This is a genomic window from Paenibacillus sp. Cedars (assembly GCF_003184205.1).
Taxonomy (GTDB): Bacteria; Bacillota; Bacilli; order Paenibacillales; family Paenibacillaceae; genus Paenibacillus_AQ; species Paenibacillus_AQ glucanolyticus.
In genome coordinates this window covers 1,557,148-1,574,257 of the sequence record NZ_CP020866.1, presented here as the reverse complement: position 1 = coordinate 1,574,257, position 17,110 = coordinate 1,557,148, and the positions used below count along the sequence as shown (strand labels likewise).

The 17,110-nt window shown below is 47.9% G+C and carries 14 protein-coding genes; 4 read left to right on the top strand and 10 right to left on the bottom strand.

Features of this window, described 5'->3' with window-relative positions; translation table 11 throughout:
• Positions 1–73: 73 nt before the first annotated feature.
• The 3 genes from B9D94_RS08960 to B9D94_RS08950 form a co-directional block, all read right to left on the bottom strand.
• Positions 74–3,223, bottom strand: a complete 3,150-nt coding sequence (locus B9D94_RS08960) for a beta strand repeat-containing protein (protein ID WP_148246862.1) — start codon at positions 3,221–3,223, stop codon at positions 74–76.
• Between the two features lie 36 nt (positions 3,224–3,259).
• A complete protein-coding gene (locus tag B9D94_RS08955; protein WP_063480095.1) occupies positions 3,260–3,592 on the bottom strand; it encodes an alpha-helical endospore appendage domain-containing protein in 333 nt (110 codons plus the stop codon).
• A gap of 476 nt (positions 3,593–4,068) precedes the next feature.
• Positions 4,069–4,395, bottom strand: coding sequence for an alpha-helical endospore appendage domain-containing protein (locus B9D94_RS08950; protein ID WP_148246861.1), 327 nt, complete (start codon positions 4,393–4,395; stop codon positions 4,069–4,071).
• Between the two features lie 227 nt (positions 4,396–4,622).
• Between B9D94_RS08950 and B9D94_RS08945 the strand changes: the two genes are divergently transcribed.
• Genes B9D94_RS08945 through B9D94_RS08930 form a run of 4 tightly spaced genes read left to right on the top strand, consistent with a single transcriptional unit; the run spans position 4,623 to position 9,666 of the window.
• Positions 4,623–5,732 (top strand): glycosyltransferase, encoded by a 1,110-nt coding sequence (locus tag B9D94_RS08945; RefSeq protein WP_063480098.1) that lies wholly within the window; start codon positions 4,623–4,625, stop codon positions 5,730–5,732.
• A complete protein-coding gene (locus tag B9D94_RS08940) occupies positions 5,732–7,339 on the top strand; it encodes a glycosyltransferase family 2 protein (protein WP_172963927.1) in 1,608 nt (535 codons plus the stop codon). Before B9D94_RS08945 ends, B9D94_RS08940 begins: the two co-directional genes overlap by 1 nt.
• Positions 7,340–7,357: 18 nt before the next feature.
• The gene (locus tag B9D94_RS08935; protein ID WP_063480100.1) at positions 7,358–8,215 is read left to right on the top strand and encodes a hypothetical protein; all 858 of its coding nucleotides are present in this window, start codon (positions 7,358–7,360) and stop codon (positions 8,213–8,215) included.
• A gap of 5 nt (positions 8,216–8,220) precedes the next feature.
• Positions 8,221–9,666, top strand: a complete 1,446-nt coding sequence (locus B9D94_RS08930; protein WP_148246859.1) for a methyltransferase domain-containing protein — start codon at positions 8,221–8,223, stop codon at positions 9,664–9,666.
• 112 nt (positions 9,667–9,778) lie between these two features.
• Here the strand turns inward: B9D94_RS08930 and B9D94_RS08925 are convergent, their stop codons facing one another.
• The 7 genes from B9D94_RS08925 to B9D94_RS08895 all read right to left on the bottom strand — a co-directional run bounded on the left by B9D94_RS08925 (position 9,779) and on the right by B9D94_RS08895 (position 17,110).
• A complete protein-coding gene (locus B9D94_RS08925) occupies positions 9,779–11,914 on the bottom strand; it encodes a hypothetical protein (protein WP_036641857.1) in 2,136 nt (711 codons plus the stop codon).
• Between the two features lie 136 nt (positions 11,915–12,050).
• Positions 12,051–12,635 (bottom strand): CDP-diacylglycerol--glycerol-3-phosphate 3-phosphatidyltransferase, encoded by a 585-nt coding sequence (pgsA, locus tag B9D94_RS08920; RefSeq protein WP_148246858.1) that lies wholly within the window; start codon positions 12,633–12,635, stop codon positions 12,051–12,053.
• Between the two features lie 42 nt (positions 12,636–12,677).
• A complete protein-coding gene (gene fosB, locus B9D94_RS08915) occupies positions 12,678–13,103 on the bottom strand; it encodes a metallothiol transferase FosB (RefSeq protein ID WP_148246857.1) in 426 nt (141 codons plus the stop codon).
• A gap of 147 nt (positions 13,104–13,250) precedes the next feature.
• Positions 13,251–13,763 carry an 8-oxo-dGTP diphosphatase gene (locus tag B9D94_RS08910; RefSeq protein WP_148246856.1) on the bottom strand — a complete coding sequence of 171 codons (513 nt, stop codon included), beginning with the start codon at positions 13,761–13,763 and terminating at the stop codon, positions 13,251–13,253.
• Between the two features lie 175 nt (positions 13,764–13,938).
• On the bottom strand, positions 13,939–14,592 hold the full coding sequence (locus B9D94_RS08905) for a bifunctional 4-hydroxy-2-oxoglutarate aldolase/2-dehydro-3-deoxy-phosphogluconate aldolase (protein ID WP_036641853.1): 654 nt from the start codon (positions 14,590–14,592) through the stop codon (positions 13,939–13,941).
• 11 nt (positions 14,593–14,603) lie between these two features.
• Positions 14,604–15,563 (bottom strand): sugar kinase, encoded by a 960-nt coding sequence (locus tag B9D94_RS08900; RefSeq protein ID WP_231888202.1) that lies wholly within the window; start codon positions 15,561–15,563, stop codon positions 14,604–14,606.
• A 44-nt stretch (positions 15,564–15,607) separates the two neighbouring features.
• Positions 15,608–17,110: a tripartite tricarboxylate transporter permease gene (locus B9D94_RS08895; protein WP_148246855.1), complete on the bottom strand. Its 1,503-nt coding sequence runs from the start codon at positions 17,108–17,110 to the stop codon at positions 15,608–15,610.

Genomic DNA, 17,110 nt, shown 5'->3' with positions numbered 1-17,110 from the left:
AGAAGCAGTATATCAGCCGTTACCAGCGGATATACTGCCACTCAAAAGATGATCGGCGTTTACGGATTTCATGTTAAGACAGCCTGAATATTGACCATACAATCCCTGATGAGGTCGCTCCTCCGAGATTGAGCGAAATGGTAAGGCCGTTGGCATCGTAAAACAAGCCCACCACATCACCTGCATTCAGTTGAACGTCGCCTGCCAACGTCACTGCACCGTTGCCTAACACTGCTCTCAAGGTCAAAACCAAGGCCACGTTAACATTTAACAGCGGGAATAATCCGCTAATTAAATCCGTTGTTGTCGGTGAGGTTCTTCGAACGGTAAATGCCGGATTAATTCCAGCCCCAAGAGAAATCGACACGGCAGCTGAAGTAGAATAGTTGATTGTAGCCTTAATCGCATATCTTCCTGTCGCCGGAATCGTAAAATTCCCGGTCGTTGGGTTCAAATTTGGATCCGTGTAATAAGGTGCTGTTACAGTCCAGTTAACTAACTGAGCAGATGTACTTACACTTAAAGCTGTTTGAAAAGCAGAGAACCCTGTCGTTGCAAAGTTAGGGCCTGTTGCTCCAGTAACTCCTGTGACCCCGGTTGCTCCCGTTAGCCCTGTTGGGCCTGTTACTCCAGTGGCCCCGGTTACACCAGTAACACCGGTTGGGCCCGTTACTCCAGTTGACCCGGTTGCTCCTGTGATCCCAGTTGCCCCAGTTATCCCTGTTGGACCTGTTGCTCCAGTAGCCCCGGTTACACCAGTAACACCGGTTGGGCCCGTTACTCCAGTGGCCCCGGATGCTCCTGTGACCCCAGTTTCTCCAGTTATCCCTGTTGGACCTGTTGCTCCGGTTGGTCCAGTAACTCCCGTTAATCCAGTAACTCCAGTAGCTCCTGTTAACCCCGCGGCTCCTGTTGCTCCTGTCAACCCTGTCGGACCTGTTTCTCCCGTGACACCAGTAGCACCGGTTGGACCCATTACTCCGGTTGCTCCAGTAACTCCCGTGGACCCGGTTGCTCCCGTTACCCCCGTTGAGCCCGTCACTCCGGTTGATCCTGTCACTCCGGTTGATCCTGTCACTCCTGTGGCTCCGGTTGGTCCCGTTACTCCCGTTAATCCAGTAACTCCAGTAGCCCCTGTTAACCCCGCGGTTCCTGTTGCTCCTGTCAACCCTGTCGGACCTGTTTCTCCAGTGGCCCCGGTTGCTCCAGTCATCCCTGTTGGACCTGTTGCTCCGGTTGGTCCAGTAACTCCTGTGGACCCGGTTGCTCCTGTAACACCGGTTGCTCCCGTTCCCCCCGTTGGGCCTGTTACTCCAGTGGCCCCGGTTACACCAGTAACACCGGTTGGGCCCGTTACTCCAGTTGACCCGGTTGCTCCTGTGACCCCAGTTGCTCCTGTAACACCCGTTGCTCCCGTTACCCCCGTTGGGCCTGTTACTCCAGTGGCCCCGGTTACACCAGTAACACCGGTTGGGCCCGTTACTCCAGTGGACCCGGTTGCTCCTGTGACCCCAGTTGCTCCTGTAACACCCGTTGCTCCCGTTACCCCCGTTGGGCCTGTTACTCCAGTGGCCCCGGTTACACCAGTAACACCGGTTGGGCCCGTTACTCCAGTGGCCCCGGATGCTCCTGTGACCCCAGTTGCTCCAGTTATCCCTGTTGGACCTGTTTCTCCGGTTGGTCCAGTAATTCCCGTGGACCCTGTTGCTCCCGTTACCCCCGTTGAGCCCGTCACTCCGGTTGATCCTGTCACTCCTGTAACACCCGTTGCTCCCGTTACCCCCGTTGAGCCCGTCACTCCGGTTGATCCTGTCACTCCTGTAACACCCGTTGCTCCCGTTACCCCCGTTGGGCCTGTTACTCCAGTGGCCCCGGTTGCTCCTGTGACCCCCGTTGCTCCAGTTATCCCTGTTGTACCTGTTGCTCCGGTTGGTCCAGTAGCTCCCGTTAATCCAGTAACTCCAGTAGCTCCTGTTAACCCCGCGGCTCCTGTTGCTCCTGTCAACCCTGTCGGACCTGTTTCTCCCGTGACACCGGTTGCTCCCGTTACCCCCGTTGGGCCTGTTACTCCAGTAGCGCCGGTTACTCCAGTAGCGCCGGTTACTCCAGTAGCACCGGTTGGACCCATTACTCCGGTTGGTCCAGTAACTCCTGTCGCTCCTGTCACTCCAGTAACTCCCGTTACACCAGTTGCTCCGGTTACTCCGGTTGATCCTGTCACTCCCGTTACACCGGGTGCCCCGGTTACACCCGTCACACCAGTAGCTCCCGTTGCTCCTGTCGCACCTGTTACTCCAGCTGCACCTGTTACTCCCGTTACGCCTGTAGCCCCCGTCGCTCCTGTAAGTCCCATCAAACCTGCTGCACCTGTCACTCCAGTCGCTCCTGTCACTCCAGTTGCACCTGTTACTCCCGTTACTCCTGTTACTCCCGTCACTCCAGCTGCACCTGTTACTCCCGTTACGCCTGTAGCCCCCGTCGCTCCTGTAAGTCCCATCAAACCTGCTGCACCTGTTACTCCTGTTGCTCCTGTCGGGCCTGTTACTCCCGTCACACCCGGATCGCCCGTTAATCCGGTCGGCCCAGTAACTCCGGTAGCACCTCCTCCTTGGGCTCCCGTTGGTCCCGCGGGCCCAGTAGGTCCCGTCACTCCTGTTACTCCGGTAGCTCCGGCAGGTCCAGTCGCACCCGTGATTCCCGTTGCTCCTGCCGGACCCGTTACCCCCGGATCACCCGTGAACCCGGTTGCACCGGTTGGTCCTGTAGAACCCGTCGGGCCTGTCGCACCCATGGCTCCGGTAGAGCCCGTTCCCCCAGACAGCCCTGTCGGACCTGTAGCGCCGGTTGGTCCCGCAGCACCTGTTGCCCCAGTTGCTCCAGTTGCGCCTGTTGTACCGGTCGCCCCACCATGGGAACCTGTAGGAGCGACCAAGGAGAATAGTACACTGTCTAACTTATTGAGCAGGAGCCACTGCTTTTTTGTTAACACCTGTATCGTCTGTCTTACGCTTTCATTCACATTTAATAGATCATTAACCGTAGCAGGAGGACCCGTTAATCCAGGGATTGTACCCAGTACATACTGCAGCTTTTCCCCTTCCGCATTAATGATATGACTTAGTCCCAATTCCTCCATCGCAATGGAGGTGAGTAAAAGATTTATCGCTTGATCTCTTTTCAGCAAAAGATCTGGAGTGACTTTAGATAGATTATCATTGGGCATTCCGTACCTCCCGTCACTCGTATGCATGCATGAGTATTAGGTACGATGCGTACGCATACTGTTTACCTCCAGCGCCATCATGATATGACTAAACTTCATCTGCAGCATAACTTCCCTCAGCAGCACATCCTCCATAATTCTTTGAACAGAATCATTAATAGCAAGCAAATTATCAACTGAAACATCTTCCGGCTGGAACAGCGATGGCTGTAAAGTACCAAGCACATACTGAATCTTCTCGGCTTCTCCGTTTACGATATGAGCGAGCGCCATTTCCTCTACAGCGATTGAAGAGAGCAGCAGCGTTATACTTTGACTTAATTCCGTCATATCAAAGGACATATTGGAAGAAGAATGTGCTTGAATCATCTTCTCACCTCTTTCATCTTTATGGCTTCGTCTTGGATTTATCGGGTGAGTACATGGTTTTCGCCAAAAGAGGAGGCGAAGGCGAAGTAGTCCGCTTAATTTCCTCAGCATAAAAAACCGTCGATCTCGATGACAGTCTGGATTGCAAAACCAGGTGCCCCATCTTGTCTCTTAATTGTTCGGTGAGCCGCACCATATGTATTGTGATTGGAATCCATGAGACCCGATCTTTATTATTCATCCAAGACAAACTTATATTAATTTTTTGGTGATAGATATATAGGAATTGAGAAACAAAATGAATACCAGTAGCTGAATCCGAGCTGGCTAAGCCCCTTTTTAACATCAAAAATTGAAGGTCATTCAGTGAGTCCATGTATTGTTGAAATGACTGATTCAGTTCCAACAGCGACGGTATCATTGTCTCCGCAAATGTGCGACTTATCTCATTCTCCAAGGTATGCTTCATCTGGCTACTACTCCTCACCATCACAATAATCGCAGTCATGTCCCGAGTCATGCAGTTCCATGACATTCTCCAATTTGCGCAGCAACAGCCATTCCTTCATCACAATTACATCCAGCAGCTTAGATACCTGACTGCTCAATTTGATGATGTCCGCATGGCTAGGTTCGCCTGAGATGCTGTGATGATGCCCTACAAAAGCCTGAATTTTCTCTGCTTCTGCATGAAGCAAGTGTGCAATTGCATTTTCCTCCATCGCAATAGACTTTAACAGATCAATAACTACTTCATCTTTGGTTGGTCGAAAATTCTCTTCGGGAATCTTCGGCATACTCATGCCAAGCCCTCCTTGTGGAATGATTGCTGCGCCTGAAGTGAAATGGATGCTAGGATATCATTCATTCCCATATATCACTTAGAATATTGAGCTTCAAGGATCGATATTCATCATTTCTGTATAGTCAACTTGAATTATGTAAATAAAACACGGTTCATTTCATAAGCTGACTTGAATATATATCTATCATATTTGGTTTGAATCCATTCTATGTGGAGGTAATCTCATTGATCTCAATCAGTTTATGCATGATCGTAAAAAACGAAGAGCTTGTCATTAACCGTTGTCTGTCCTGTGTTGCCGACATTGTGGATGAGATAATCATCGTAGATACTGGCTCTACGGATCGTACAAAGGCCATCGTTCAATCTTACACTGAGTCTGTCTATGATTTTGAATGGATCGATGATTTCTCCGCGGCACGAAATTATGCATTTAGCAAAGCTTCCAAAGACTATATCCTGTGGCTGGATGCAGACGATGTACTGCTGGAACAAGACCAGCATAAACTAAGAGCTCTCAAGGAAACACTTTCCCCCGACACCGACTCTGTCACCATGCTCTATCATTTAAGCTCCGATGAATATGGTAATGTCACTTTCAGCCTGCGTCGCAACCGCTTGGTCAAACGAAGCAAGTCCTTCCGGTGGATCGGGCCTGTCCATGAATATCTGGAAGTCTATGGAAATGTTATAAACAGCGACGTTGCGGTTACACACTTAAGCCTGAATCATGATCCCGATAGCGGCCGGAATTTAAAAATTTACGAGAAACGTGAAGCTGCCGGTGAATCGTTCCCGCCACGGGATTTATTTTATTATGCCAATGAATTAAAGGATCACCGCCAGTTCGAGAAATCCATTAATTACTATGAACAGTTTTTACATACCGGAAAAGGATGGATAGAAGATATTCTTACGGCGTGCAGCAGGCTGGCCGATTGCTATCACGAGTTAGGAAATGAGCAAGCCGCATTTGAATCCTCTATCAGATCCCTTCAGTTTGCGGCACCCCGGGCAGAATTCTGCTGCCGGATTGGTTATCGTTTCTTGGAATTAAACAACTACAATACAGCAATTTACTGGTATAAACTAGCGACTGAGCTTAAATTGCCCGCGGATTATATGGGGTTTCACAATCCTTCCTTCTCCACGTGGCTGCCTCATCTGCAATTGGCGGTTTGTTATGACCGGATCGGGGAACATGTGCTGGCCAATCAGCATAATGAAACCGCACTTACTTATCGTCCCGGCGATGAAACGATGCTGGCAAACCAGGCATACTTCCGCACCAAGTTAAAAGAACTTCAGGATGAAGGTGAAAGGCAGGGTGTCTGATGACCAAGGAGCGCATTCGTGTTCTGATTGGCAGTCCCATACGGCAGAAACCGGAAATACTGGACCGATTTCTAACTTCGCTGCTTCGATTGGAGCAGGACCCTATGGAGATAACCTACTTTTTTATCGATGACAATCAGGAGGAGCAATCCAGCGTCCTATTGAGCGAATTTATCCGAAAAGCTAACCATGTCATAATCCACAACATTCATAGACAGGACGACTATATCCGCAACGAGACAACCCATTATTGGAATGAGCAGTTGATATGGAAAGTAGCCGACTATAAGAACAAGATCATTCAATACGCTATTGATTTACAATACGACTATTTATTCCTCGTTGATTCGGATCTGCTGCTGGACCCTCACACATTAAACCATCTCATTGCGGCCGATAAAGATATCATCTCGGAAATCTTCTGGACACGGTGGCAGCCCGAATCAAGGCCTCATCCCCAAGTGTGGCTTAAAGATGAATATACGCAGTGGGAACAGGCCAGAGGTGAAATCCTGGATGAAACTCAAAAAGAAGAGCGTTATCAGCGATTTGTCAGCCAATTGATTGAACCGGGGATATATGAAGTCGGTGGGCTCGGAGCCTGCACCTTAATCAGCCGTCGTGCTCTTATCCGCGGTGCGAACTTCAAGCCGATCTACAACTTATCCTTCTGGGGGGAAGACCGGCATTTCAGCATTCGTGCAGCCGCACTTGGCTTTACCCTGTATGTGGACACTCATTACCCGGCCTATCATATATACCGCGACAGTGACCTTCATAATGCCCAGCTGTTTCTGCAAGCGACGGATGCCAATTCCTCCATCCCCGAGGTTACACTAAGCCAATTAGAAAAACATGATGAAGAGAGTCTAGGTCGGGTTACCCAAGTAAACCGCTCAGCACGCCCGTCCCTCACCCTGACGATGGTGCTTAAAAATGAAGCCAATCGCTATTTACGCCAAGCACTGGAAAGACATCGCAGTTATATCGATCAAGCTGTTATCATCGATGATGGCAGTACTGACCATACCATCGATTTATGTTTGAAGGCACTGAAAGGGGTTCCGATACGGCTGATCAGCAATACGGAATCCCTGTTTCATAATGAAATCGAACTTCGAAAGCAGCAATGGCGTGAAACCCTGAATATCCACCCCGAGTGGATTCTGAATCTGGATGCAGACGAGTGGTTTGAATCTTCCTTTGCCGATGAGCTTCCCTCCATGCTTCAACAGAAGGAAGTCGACTTATATTGCTTCAGGCTATATGACTTCTGGAGCGAGACCCATTACAGGGATGATGAATACTGGAGCTCGCATAAGTATTATCGTCCTTTTCTCCTTCGTTACCAGCCTGATATGATTTACTTCTGGAAGGAATCCGCACAGCATTGTGGCAGGTTCCCGGTCAATGTATTCGATCTCCCGCATCACCTGTCATCTATCCGACTGAAGCATTATGGATGGGCCAAACCGGAACACAGGCTAGAGAAATATAAGCGCTACTCACAGCTTGATCCTGAAGCGCAATTCGGCTGGAGGGAACAGTACGAATCCATTCTGGATGAGTCACCTTCTCTGGTTGAATGGAGGAATAAAACTAACTAATGTGAGGAAGCGAAGGTAATGAGAATAATTCATACACTGCCATTATTCATTCGGGAAGATTCACGGGAGGAAGATTTGCATATGGCTGGCTTGGCATTAAGCAGTCTGCAAAACTCCAAAGACCATAATACGGTACTGTTCAACCAAGGGTGTCTTACAAACGAAGAGCTTCAGGACTGGCTACTAACTCAAGGCATATCGTGCGTCATTCAGGGAGAGGGAGTCAATATAGGGATCGCAGCCGCTAGACAAGCATGTTTTGAGTTCATATGGGAGCACTTCCCTGAAACGGAGTACATCTCTGAGATTCATGTTGATATGATTCTCCCTACCGGCTGGTACGAACCGCTTCTCCGTTACCTGGCATATACGGGAGAGCCCATGGTTTCTCCCGGTATCGTGACATCAAGCGGAGAACTGCAGCCGCTGAAGGAGTTCATTCAACTACCAGAGACACCGGAACACCTGATGACAGCGCTCCAGCAGCTCTCAAGAGAAGGGACGGCATATGGATTCGTGCATCCGGTCGTTCATAATGCGGAGATCCTGCGCCGAATCGGCGGTTATGATACCCGTTTTCTACCCGGAAAGCAGGGATACGAGGATGACAGTCTGCTTCTGGGGATGCGCTATTATATGGGCATTCGTTCGGAGTGGAGGCCCAAATGCTGCTTGGAATCGTGGGTATACCATGCAACGATGGCACAGCGCATGTCACTTCAGGACAAACATATTGATTTCTCCATCAACGAAGAAGGCTTGTTTCATCAGTATGGAGCATATGGGTTACGGGAATTGGCTGAAATCCACAGGGACTCGCAAGGCTTCCTCCAACTGTTTCATAAATATACACCTAGCCGTAAAAGGGGGGATTGAATAACATGTTAAGGGATGAGCCGCAGAAGCTGGTTTGGGATCAGTTATGGTCTCGTGAAGTGTCATACCACTGGGATTCATTAAGCCAAACGATATACGACAAGATTATCGACATTTCCGGGGGCATTCAAAGAAAACGCATGGTAGAGGCTGGCTCCGGCTCTGGGAAAATCTCGCTTCGTCTGGCCGCTGAGGAAGCAGAGGTTACCCTGGTCGATTATTCGAAGAATGCACTTTATAACAGCCGCAGCGCCTTCTATAGAGCCAAAGTACCGGGCACCTTCATCCTATCCGATATTAGAGAAATGCAGCTTCCCGACCACCAATTTGATCTGACCTGGAACGCTGGCGTGCTTGAACATTTTGATGAAGATGAGCAAGTAACGATTCTACGGGAGATGATACGGGTCACCAAGCCGGGAGGGACCGTTCTTGTCATTACTCCATTTGCAGAATGCTTGCCCTACCGCGCCGGTAAAGAAGCCGCAGAGCAGCTCGGCACCTGGCTGTATGGAACAGAGTATCCTATCTTCTCACTGAAGGATTCATTTGAGCGGAGCGGAATAGCGCTGATTGAAGAGAGCAGCATCGGCTTTTTAAACAGTCTGGATTTTCTTGATTTCATCCAGGATTCTCAAACCGTTAAGCATTGGCTCACGAAGTGGTATCATGGCTTGACGAAGGAAGAAAAGTGCAATGTGCCGGGGTACCTCCTCGTAAGCGTTGGAGTGGTGGGAACCGTGCCAGGTAAAGCCATGTCTTCATTACACCCTTCGCCTGAAACCCAATTATCGCCAGAGGATAAACTTTCCCGTGCTCAGACCATTATCTCCTCCTATCATGCCAAACGGGAGAAAAGCCACTATCTATCCGCCTACAAGGAAGAAGAATCCACCTACTGGTTCCCTCTGCTTGCGATACTGGATTCATTGTTAGTGGTACGAGGTACCAAGGTACTGGACATTGGCGCAGCTTACGGTACACTCTTGATGTACAGCGTCCTGTCAGGAGCCAAGGCATACGGTCTGGATATGATTCCGGATTACTGGTCCGAAGAGTTGGAACAGGATTATGGTGTACGATGGAATCTATGCAATATTGAAGCTGAGGAGATCCCGGGAAAAGAACAATTCGATGTTATTCTGTTCACCGAGATTCTTGAACATATGAATTACAATCCCCTTCCAGTCCTGCGTAAAATAAAGGACAGACTCACTCCCGGCGGAAGCCTGCTCATCTCTACGCCGTGGAAACGTCACTTTGCTCCCAATCAGTACGATCCGGATCTTCTGGATATGCCGTACTATCAGCCTGGTGACGGATTCATAGATGCGGAGATTAAATATTATACGATCGATGAAATGTATGCCCTAGCAGAGAACACAGCGTTTCAAGTGAAATCATTCGAAGTATACAACGGACATCTGCTCGCCTGGTTTGTAAACAAATAACGCTTTACTGTATGAAGCCTCTGATTCCAATCAACTCAAAAAACAATTGATTCTCTTTTGGACAAACAAGAGCCCGGCTCTGGGTAGAGCCGGGCTGCTGCTATCAATCTTTCTATTTAACAGACACGGTAATGGTTACGGATTTGGAATTGTACTGCCCTTTAATCCGCGCAGTTCCTTTGGAGACCGCTTCAATCCGTCCGTTTGTCACTTTGGCAACGCTAGATTTACTGGTCGTCCATACCGCGCTGTCACCCACACTTGTCTTGGCTCCAGTATCAAATTCTGCTGTCACCGTAACGGTTTTGACATCTCCCGGCTTCAGATCCAGCCTCTTGTCACTTGCGGTCAATTTGGTCAACTTCGGAACAACGTTGACTTTCACCTTAACTTCTTTGCCCTGGTAGGAGCCCGTAATTGTAGCTGTGCCTTCGGCAACGGCTTTAACGGAAGTTTTCGATACCGTCACAAGAGCGGTGTCCGAAGTACTCCAATTCATCTTGGATGATAGGGAAACCGCCTTACCATTGCTGTAGTAACCTGTGACTTTAATCGATTTGGATTTCTTGATATTAAGCTCGATATTCTCAGGCTCCACCACGATTTTTACAACTTCCTGTTCAACGATGACGGGAATTTTTACCTCTTTATTCAGATACGTTCCCTTCAGCGTTGTCGAACCTTTGGTAAGTCCCTTAAGCGTACCATCCTTGATGACAGCTGCGGAGCCAGTCAGTGACCATTCAACCAAGGACGTCACATCCTTCTCTTCGCCATCCTCAAGCACAGCATTGACCTTCGGAAGTGTATTGCTTCTACCCATAACCAGTTGATATTCTTCTACATCAGACAGCAGAACCAGCACTTTCTCATTAACGGTAACAGGCACTGATGCTACTTCTCTGGACCCAATCTTACCGGTGATTGTTGCTGTACCGGCTTCGATGGCTTTGATTTTGCCATCTTCGGTGGTTACGACCTTCTCATCGCTGGAGGTCCAGGTTACTGCGCTGCTGAAATCCTGTTCCTCATCGTCCAGAAGCGTTCCTGTCACCTTAGGGAAGGATTTGGATTCGTCTTTCAGCACTTCTACCTTCGAATCGGCTACTTCAAACTTCGTAACCGTTGGATACACTTTCACCGTAAATTCTTTACTGATTCCAAGATGACTTACCTTAATGGTGGAGGTTCCTGAAGACCTGGCTGTAATTACGCCTCCGTTAACGGATACGGCAAGCGGATTCGAAGATGTCCATTCACCCGTGACATCAACGGATTGCGAGGCAGCGTTTCTAACCTTTGCCTTAACCGTAATGGAATCATTCATAAACAGGACCGGATTCTTCACAAAATCCGTTTGATCTAGGATCAAAGCCTCGTATGGATTGCGCACATACACATCCAGTTTAGCTGTTGAGCCCAGGTAGCCTACACTGATTGTAGATTTACCCAACGCTACGGGTTTAAGCTTGCCATCTTCTATAGTAGCTACAGAAGTGTTGGAGGATTTCAGTTCTACCTTGTCCGTTACATCCGTACCGGCATCGGTCTCCGATTGTTTAGCGAAAACTTTAAGCTCTACAGGTGCATCGCCAACTAACAGCTCCTGATCCTCACCTGGTACGATAGCAAGCTTTTGGTAAGGTGCAACAACCTTGATCGAATACGAAGCTTTAAGCCCTTTGTATTCCGCAGTAATGGTTACGCTGCCCAGACCTACAAGCGTCAGCTCGCCTTTGCTTACTTTTACTACACTATCATCGGATGTCGTCCACTTTGCTTCCGTGGTTACATCGTTCGTTCCGTCAGCCAACGCTTTAACGGTTAAACCTTCCGTTCCAAGCTTATGCTCTACTTTGTCCGGCTGATCCAGCTTCAGATCATCAATGGCAAATTTGACGTCAACATCTATCGTCTTGATAGCGCCTTTATATTTTGCCGTAATTCTTGCCGTACCTTTCTCCAGTGGAAGAATGAGTCCACCATCAACCTTTACGATCCTTGTGTTGGACGAAGTCCATGTCGATTCATTGGTTACATCCTTCTTCGTAGTTGAACCTTCAATGTTGGCCAATACTCGAAGTTGCTCCGTTGTTTCATTAACGGTTAAGTAAATCTTGCTCTCGTTCGTATCAAATTCAATCGACGTTACGTCCCCGGAGGCGGCGAATACGCTGGTTGGAAAAACCATCGCCAACATCATCACAACGACTAGAAAGATCTTCGTTGTCTTTCTGTTTAAGCTCATTTATTTCTCTCCTTTGTACCTTCTGTCTCGCAGGTATTTTTACCAATCTATCTGTTATATCGACAGTCCCGGTTTAAATCGTTACCTTCCAGAAATAAATTGGGCACAAAGTAGGATATATACCAGTGTCTAAGATTCAGTTCAATTTGATGAGTCTGTAATTGTTCAGCAAATAATGGATGCCGGAATAGATCGTCAAGCCAACAGCAGCAAGCATTAAACATTCATCAACCTGGATCAGGGTTACGAATTGGAACGGATAGTTATCGAGCAATACAGCTGCGATGGCAACAACCTGAAGCACCATTTTTAATTTACCGAGCTTGTCAGCCGATAAGGCAATGCCCTGCTCCGAAGCTACCATCCTGAGCCCCGTAATAACAAATTCCCGCGCGATGATGACAACGGCTATCCACGTCGCAACCATACCGGATTGAACCATCATGATTAAGGCAACCGATATGAGCAGCTTATCTGCGAGCGGGTCCAGCAGCTTCCCCAAATTCGTGATTTGATTGTATTTCCTGGCGATGTAACCATCCAGCTTGTCTGTAGCCGAAGCAAGAATAAATACAGCTAATGCTATGTAACGTCCATCCTCTTGTATAAATCCGAAAAAACGATTATTCTCTGTCAACCATAGTGGGTACTCCGCAAAAAAAAGAATAAATAACGGAATCAACAACATCCTGGCTATCGTTATTTTGTTCGCAAGATTCACCGGCTCATCCCCTTCATCCGCAATTGGATTCTTCCTTCGCGTTTATTCGGTTTCGTAAAAGGTCATATGATCCTTATCCGCCCTGTAATAATCCAGTCTGTCTTGCAAACCGCCTGTATGGAACTCAAACATATGACCATCCGGATCCAGAAAATAAATCGACTTCTTGTCCTTCTCATCCCTTGACCTACCCGGCAGAATCTCCACCTGGAGCGCCTCAAGCCGGAGAAGTGTCGGTTCATAATCATGTTCTTCCATCGAAAAAGCAATATGGGTATACGTTCTATTCGCGGTGCTTCTGTCGACATCTTCTTCATTTAAAGCAATCCACAATCCGTTCAAATCGAAATAGGCAAGCTTCCTTCCCTTAACCAGAAGTTTGGCTTGAAACACATCCCTGTAAAAAGCAATCGAGCGATCCAGATCGGATACGGAGAAACACAGATGGTTAATGACTTGCAGGTTCATGGTTATGCGACCCCATTTCAGATAGAAGATTCTATAATATCCATCCAGTAGATGAAGCGGTTGACGTATCTTCTCGTACTCAGTCTCAATATGCCGATTAAACCAGTAAGCATGATACGGCCTAAGGCCGGCTTTGTTTGTCCTTCGCTAATCTGCGAAACCTGCCACTTGAGGCAATCTGGCCGGATACTGCTTAACCGTCTCTTCCAGAACAATCCCCGTCTTCTCATCCCATATCTCGCTTAATTCAAATGTGCCTTCTTCAAAAAACAAGGGAAACCGACGCTTAAACCAATCCTGCATGGGCAATTTCAATGCCTCTTCCAGGTCCACCCATACCAGCTCCCCTTCGGGAGGATGCTCCAGCAGTTCACCTTCAAAGGAAGTGGCTAAATAATTAAACACCATGTACCGCAGACCTGTATTGGGTTCACACGATTCCTCGAGGCCCTTATAGATGATGTCCTTCACAATCAAACCGGTTTCTTCCCGAACCTCCCGAATCGCTCCGTTCACAATGCTTTCCGGAAAATCCACTTTGCCGCCGGGCGCAATATAACCGGGAAATCCCTTGGCATCTGGTCTATTCATCAGCAGGATTCTGCTTCCGTCTTGTATCATGCACATGGTGTACAACTTCACTTCGGTCTGCAACCTCATCCCTCATTCCTCATTCCTACGGTTCTACGTGGTTATAGTATACAACCGGAAGCTGTTCATTGAAATTCTTCATTCTATATCTTCCAGCAAGAATCCACACGAAATGGGAAATCAAGCACCAAAAAAAACGAGCAGCTTCGCACATCTGCTCGTTCATATGATTTCATGATAGCCACTACCTAATCATTTGCATTCTCGCTCTTGTCACACTGGATGTGAATTGCCGTGCAAGCGCAGTTAATTCATCCCAAGACTCATTTTCGATGAGTGCCGGTTTCATCAGTGATCCGCCGATACCGGCTGCAACGGCGCCGGCCCGGATGTAATCCTCAATATTATCCAGATCGACCCCGCCTGTCGGCATCATTTTAATATGGCCTAACGGTCCGCTAACATCTTTAATAAATTTAGGACCTAGTACGGAAGCAGGGAATATTTTGACAACATCTGCACCCCACTCCTGTGCTTGCAGCATCTCCGTTGGAGTAAAGACGCCCGGAATCGCAATTTTACCGTAGCGCTTGGCTGCCTTGATGGTCCCTTCGTTTAAGGTTGGAGCAAAAATGAATTCGGCTCCGGCCTGAATCGCCGATCCCGCTGCTTCTGCGTCCAATACGGTTCCGGCTCCTATTACAGCCTGATCCCCATATTTCTTCTTGGCATCTCGTATAACTTGCAAAACATTTGGAGAGTCCATCGTCATTTCAATTCCGGTAACCCCGCCTTCTACAAGCGAGGAAATAACATGCATTACTTTATCCTCGTCCACACGCCGTACAACCGCAATTATGCCGGAATGTAAAAGCTTCTTGAGTTGATCCTGTCCCATCCTGTCACTCCCTATCTCAAAATATCACGCTGATTCATGCTGAAGCTTTCAATAGAGGCACGGTCCGGAAGCCCTTCCACATCACCTTTTACCGTTACTACCATGGCGCCAATAATGGCCCCAAGCTCAACCGCTTCCTTAAGAGGCTTCTGCTCAAGCAGGCCGACCAACAAGCCCGCAGCAAAACCGTCACCTGCACCGACCGGGTCCGTCACCCGTTCTACCTTGTGGCTCGGGCAGAATCCCGCTCCCTCATCCACTGATTCGTAATAAGTGCCGGAGCTTCCATTCTTGATGACCATCTTGGACACTCCTGCTTGTAAAAAATAGTCGGCGATTTGCTTATAATCACTTGTTCCAATTAAAAACTCCGCTTCATCTACACCCGGCATGAAAATATCAGCCTGTCTGGCAATATCCAGCACGATTTCCTTCGCATTCGGTACATGCTTCATTAATTTAAAGCGAAGATTCGGATCGAATGAGAGTTGGATTCCGTTCTCTTTAGCCATACGAATCGCTTCAAAAACGATATCCAGACAGCTTTCGCTCAGAAATGGAGTGATCCCCGTCAGGTGGATCATTTTTGCCTGCCTTACGTAATTCCAATCGATATCCTCTTTCTTCATGCGGCTGGCAGCAGATCCGCTGCGATAATAGTAGACCTGCGTGGAGCCTTCACGAATCTTTTCTTTGATGTAAAGTCCGGTTGGATAGTGACGATCATATCGAACGCATGAGGTATCCACGCCTTCACCGCGTATCGAAGATACCAGATATTTTCCAAGCTCGTCATCCCCTACCTGACTTATCCATCCGGCAGATCTCCCTAATCTGGCTACTCCAATAGCTACGTTGGACTCAGCTCCTCCATGGCGCTTGTTAAACTGAGAAGCATATCTTAAAGGGCCATCGACGGCTGCCTCAAATACGACCATGGTTTCACCAATAGTTACAAGTTCAGGATACACAATATAGACCTCCACTCCAGGTGATCATTTTTTTCTTTTTTTTCTTATGCTGCGTTCACCTTTTTATTTTTCTTCAGCTTGCCCCATACGAGAGGCAGAATGAGCGACAAGACGGCAATAATAATAAATCCGAGTGCAATGGGTCTTTCAAGAAAGATACTGTAACTGCCTTCTGACATAACAAGCGAACGTCTGAATTCGCTTTCCGCCATAGGCCCCAGAATCAAGGCCAACACGATTGGCGATGCAGGAAAGCCGTACTTTTTCATAAAATATCCGATAACACCGGCAACAAGCATCGTAAACACGTCAAAAATATTGTTACTGATCGCATAAGCGCCGATTGTGGAAAGAATCAAAATTAAAGGTGCAAGCATTTTCTTCGGAACCAATAGAATTTTGACAAATAACCGGATACCGCTAATCCCAAATATCACCATAAGAATATTCGCAATAATCATTCCGGCAAATAACGTATACACCAACTCACCACTGGTGGCAAATAACTGTGGCCCTGGCTGGATACCTTGAACTACAAGTGCTCCAAGCAGAATTGCCGCAACCGCATCCCCCGGAATTCCCAGTGTCAATAAAGGAATCATGGCACCACCCGTAACACCATTGTTAGCGGCCTCAGCTGAGACAATCCCTTTAGGATTTCCCTTACCATAAGTCTCTTTCTCTTCTTTTTTCAAAAAACGCTTTCCTTCATTATAAGAAACAAATGCGGCGATATCGGCCCCTGCGCCAGGTATAATCCCGATTATTGTTCCAATAAACCCGGATCGAATCATCGAGAACCAAAGCCTTTTCAATTCATTCCATTTAGGAAGGACATAATTGGCAATAATCTTCTTGATCTTGTCTCCCCCGCCAATCTCACCTTCCATAATGACCAAAGCTTCGGAAACGGCAAAAAGTCCAATCATAACGGGAATAAAGGAGAATCCGTTTAACAGAGAAAGCTGGTCGTACGTGAAACGAGGATAACTCGTCATCGGATCCATCCCAATCGTAGAAATCAGGATACCAAACACCCCTGCGATCAACCCTTTTAGAACAGAACCTCCCGATACACTGGAAATAATGCTGAGTCCAAACAAGGCAAGCCCAAACATTTCAGGAGCACTGAAATTTAATGCTACGCCGGCAAGTTGAGGAGCTATCAGAATCAGCATGAGAACACTAATTAACCCACCCACACCTGAAGCAATGGCTGCATACCCCAGAGCCTTACCTGCTTTACCTTGTTTCGTCATGGCATGTCCATCAAGCGCGGTCGCGGCTGACGCCGGCGTGCCAGGTGTATTCAATAGAATAGCTGCAATGGAGCCCCCATAAATGGAGCCGAAGTATACTCCGATCAACAGTAGAACCCCGGTTACAGCATCCATCCCAAATGTGACCGGAAGAAACAACGCAACCCCCATTGTGGCCGTAAGTCCTGGAAGGGCGCCGATGATGATTCCGATAATAACTCCACCAATTAATAGAAGAATCACTTCCGGCTGAAAGACATTCCCCAATCCTTGAAGCAGTAAATCCAT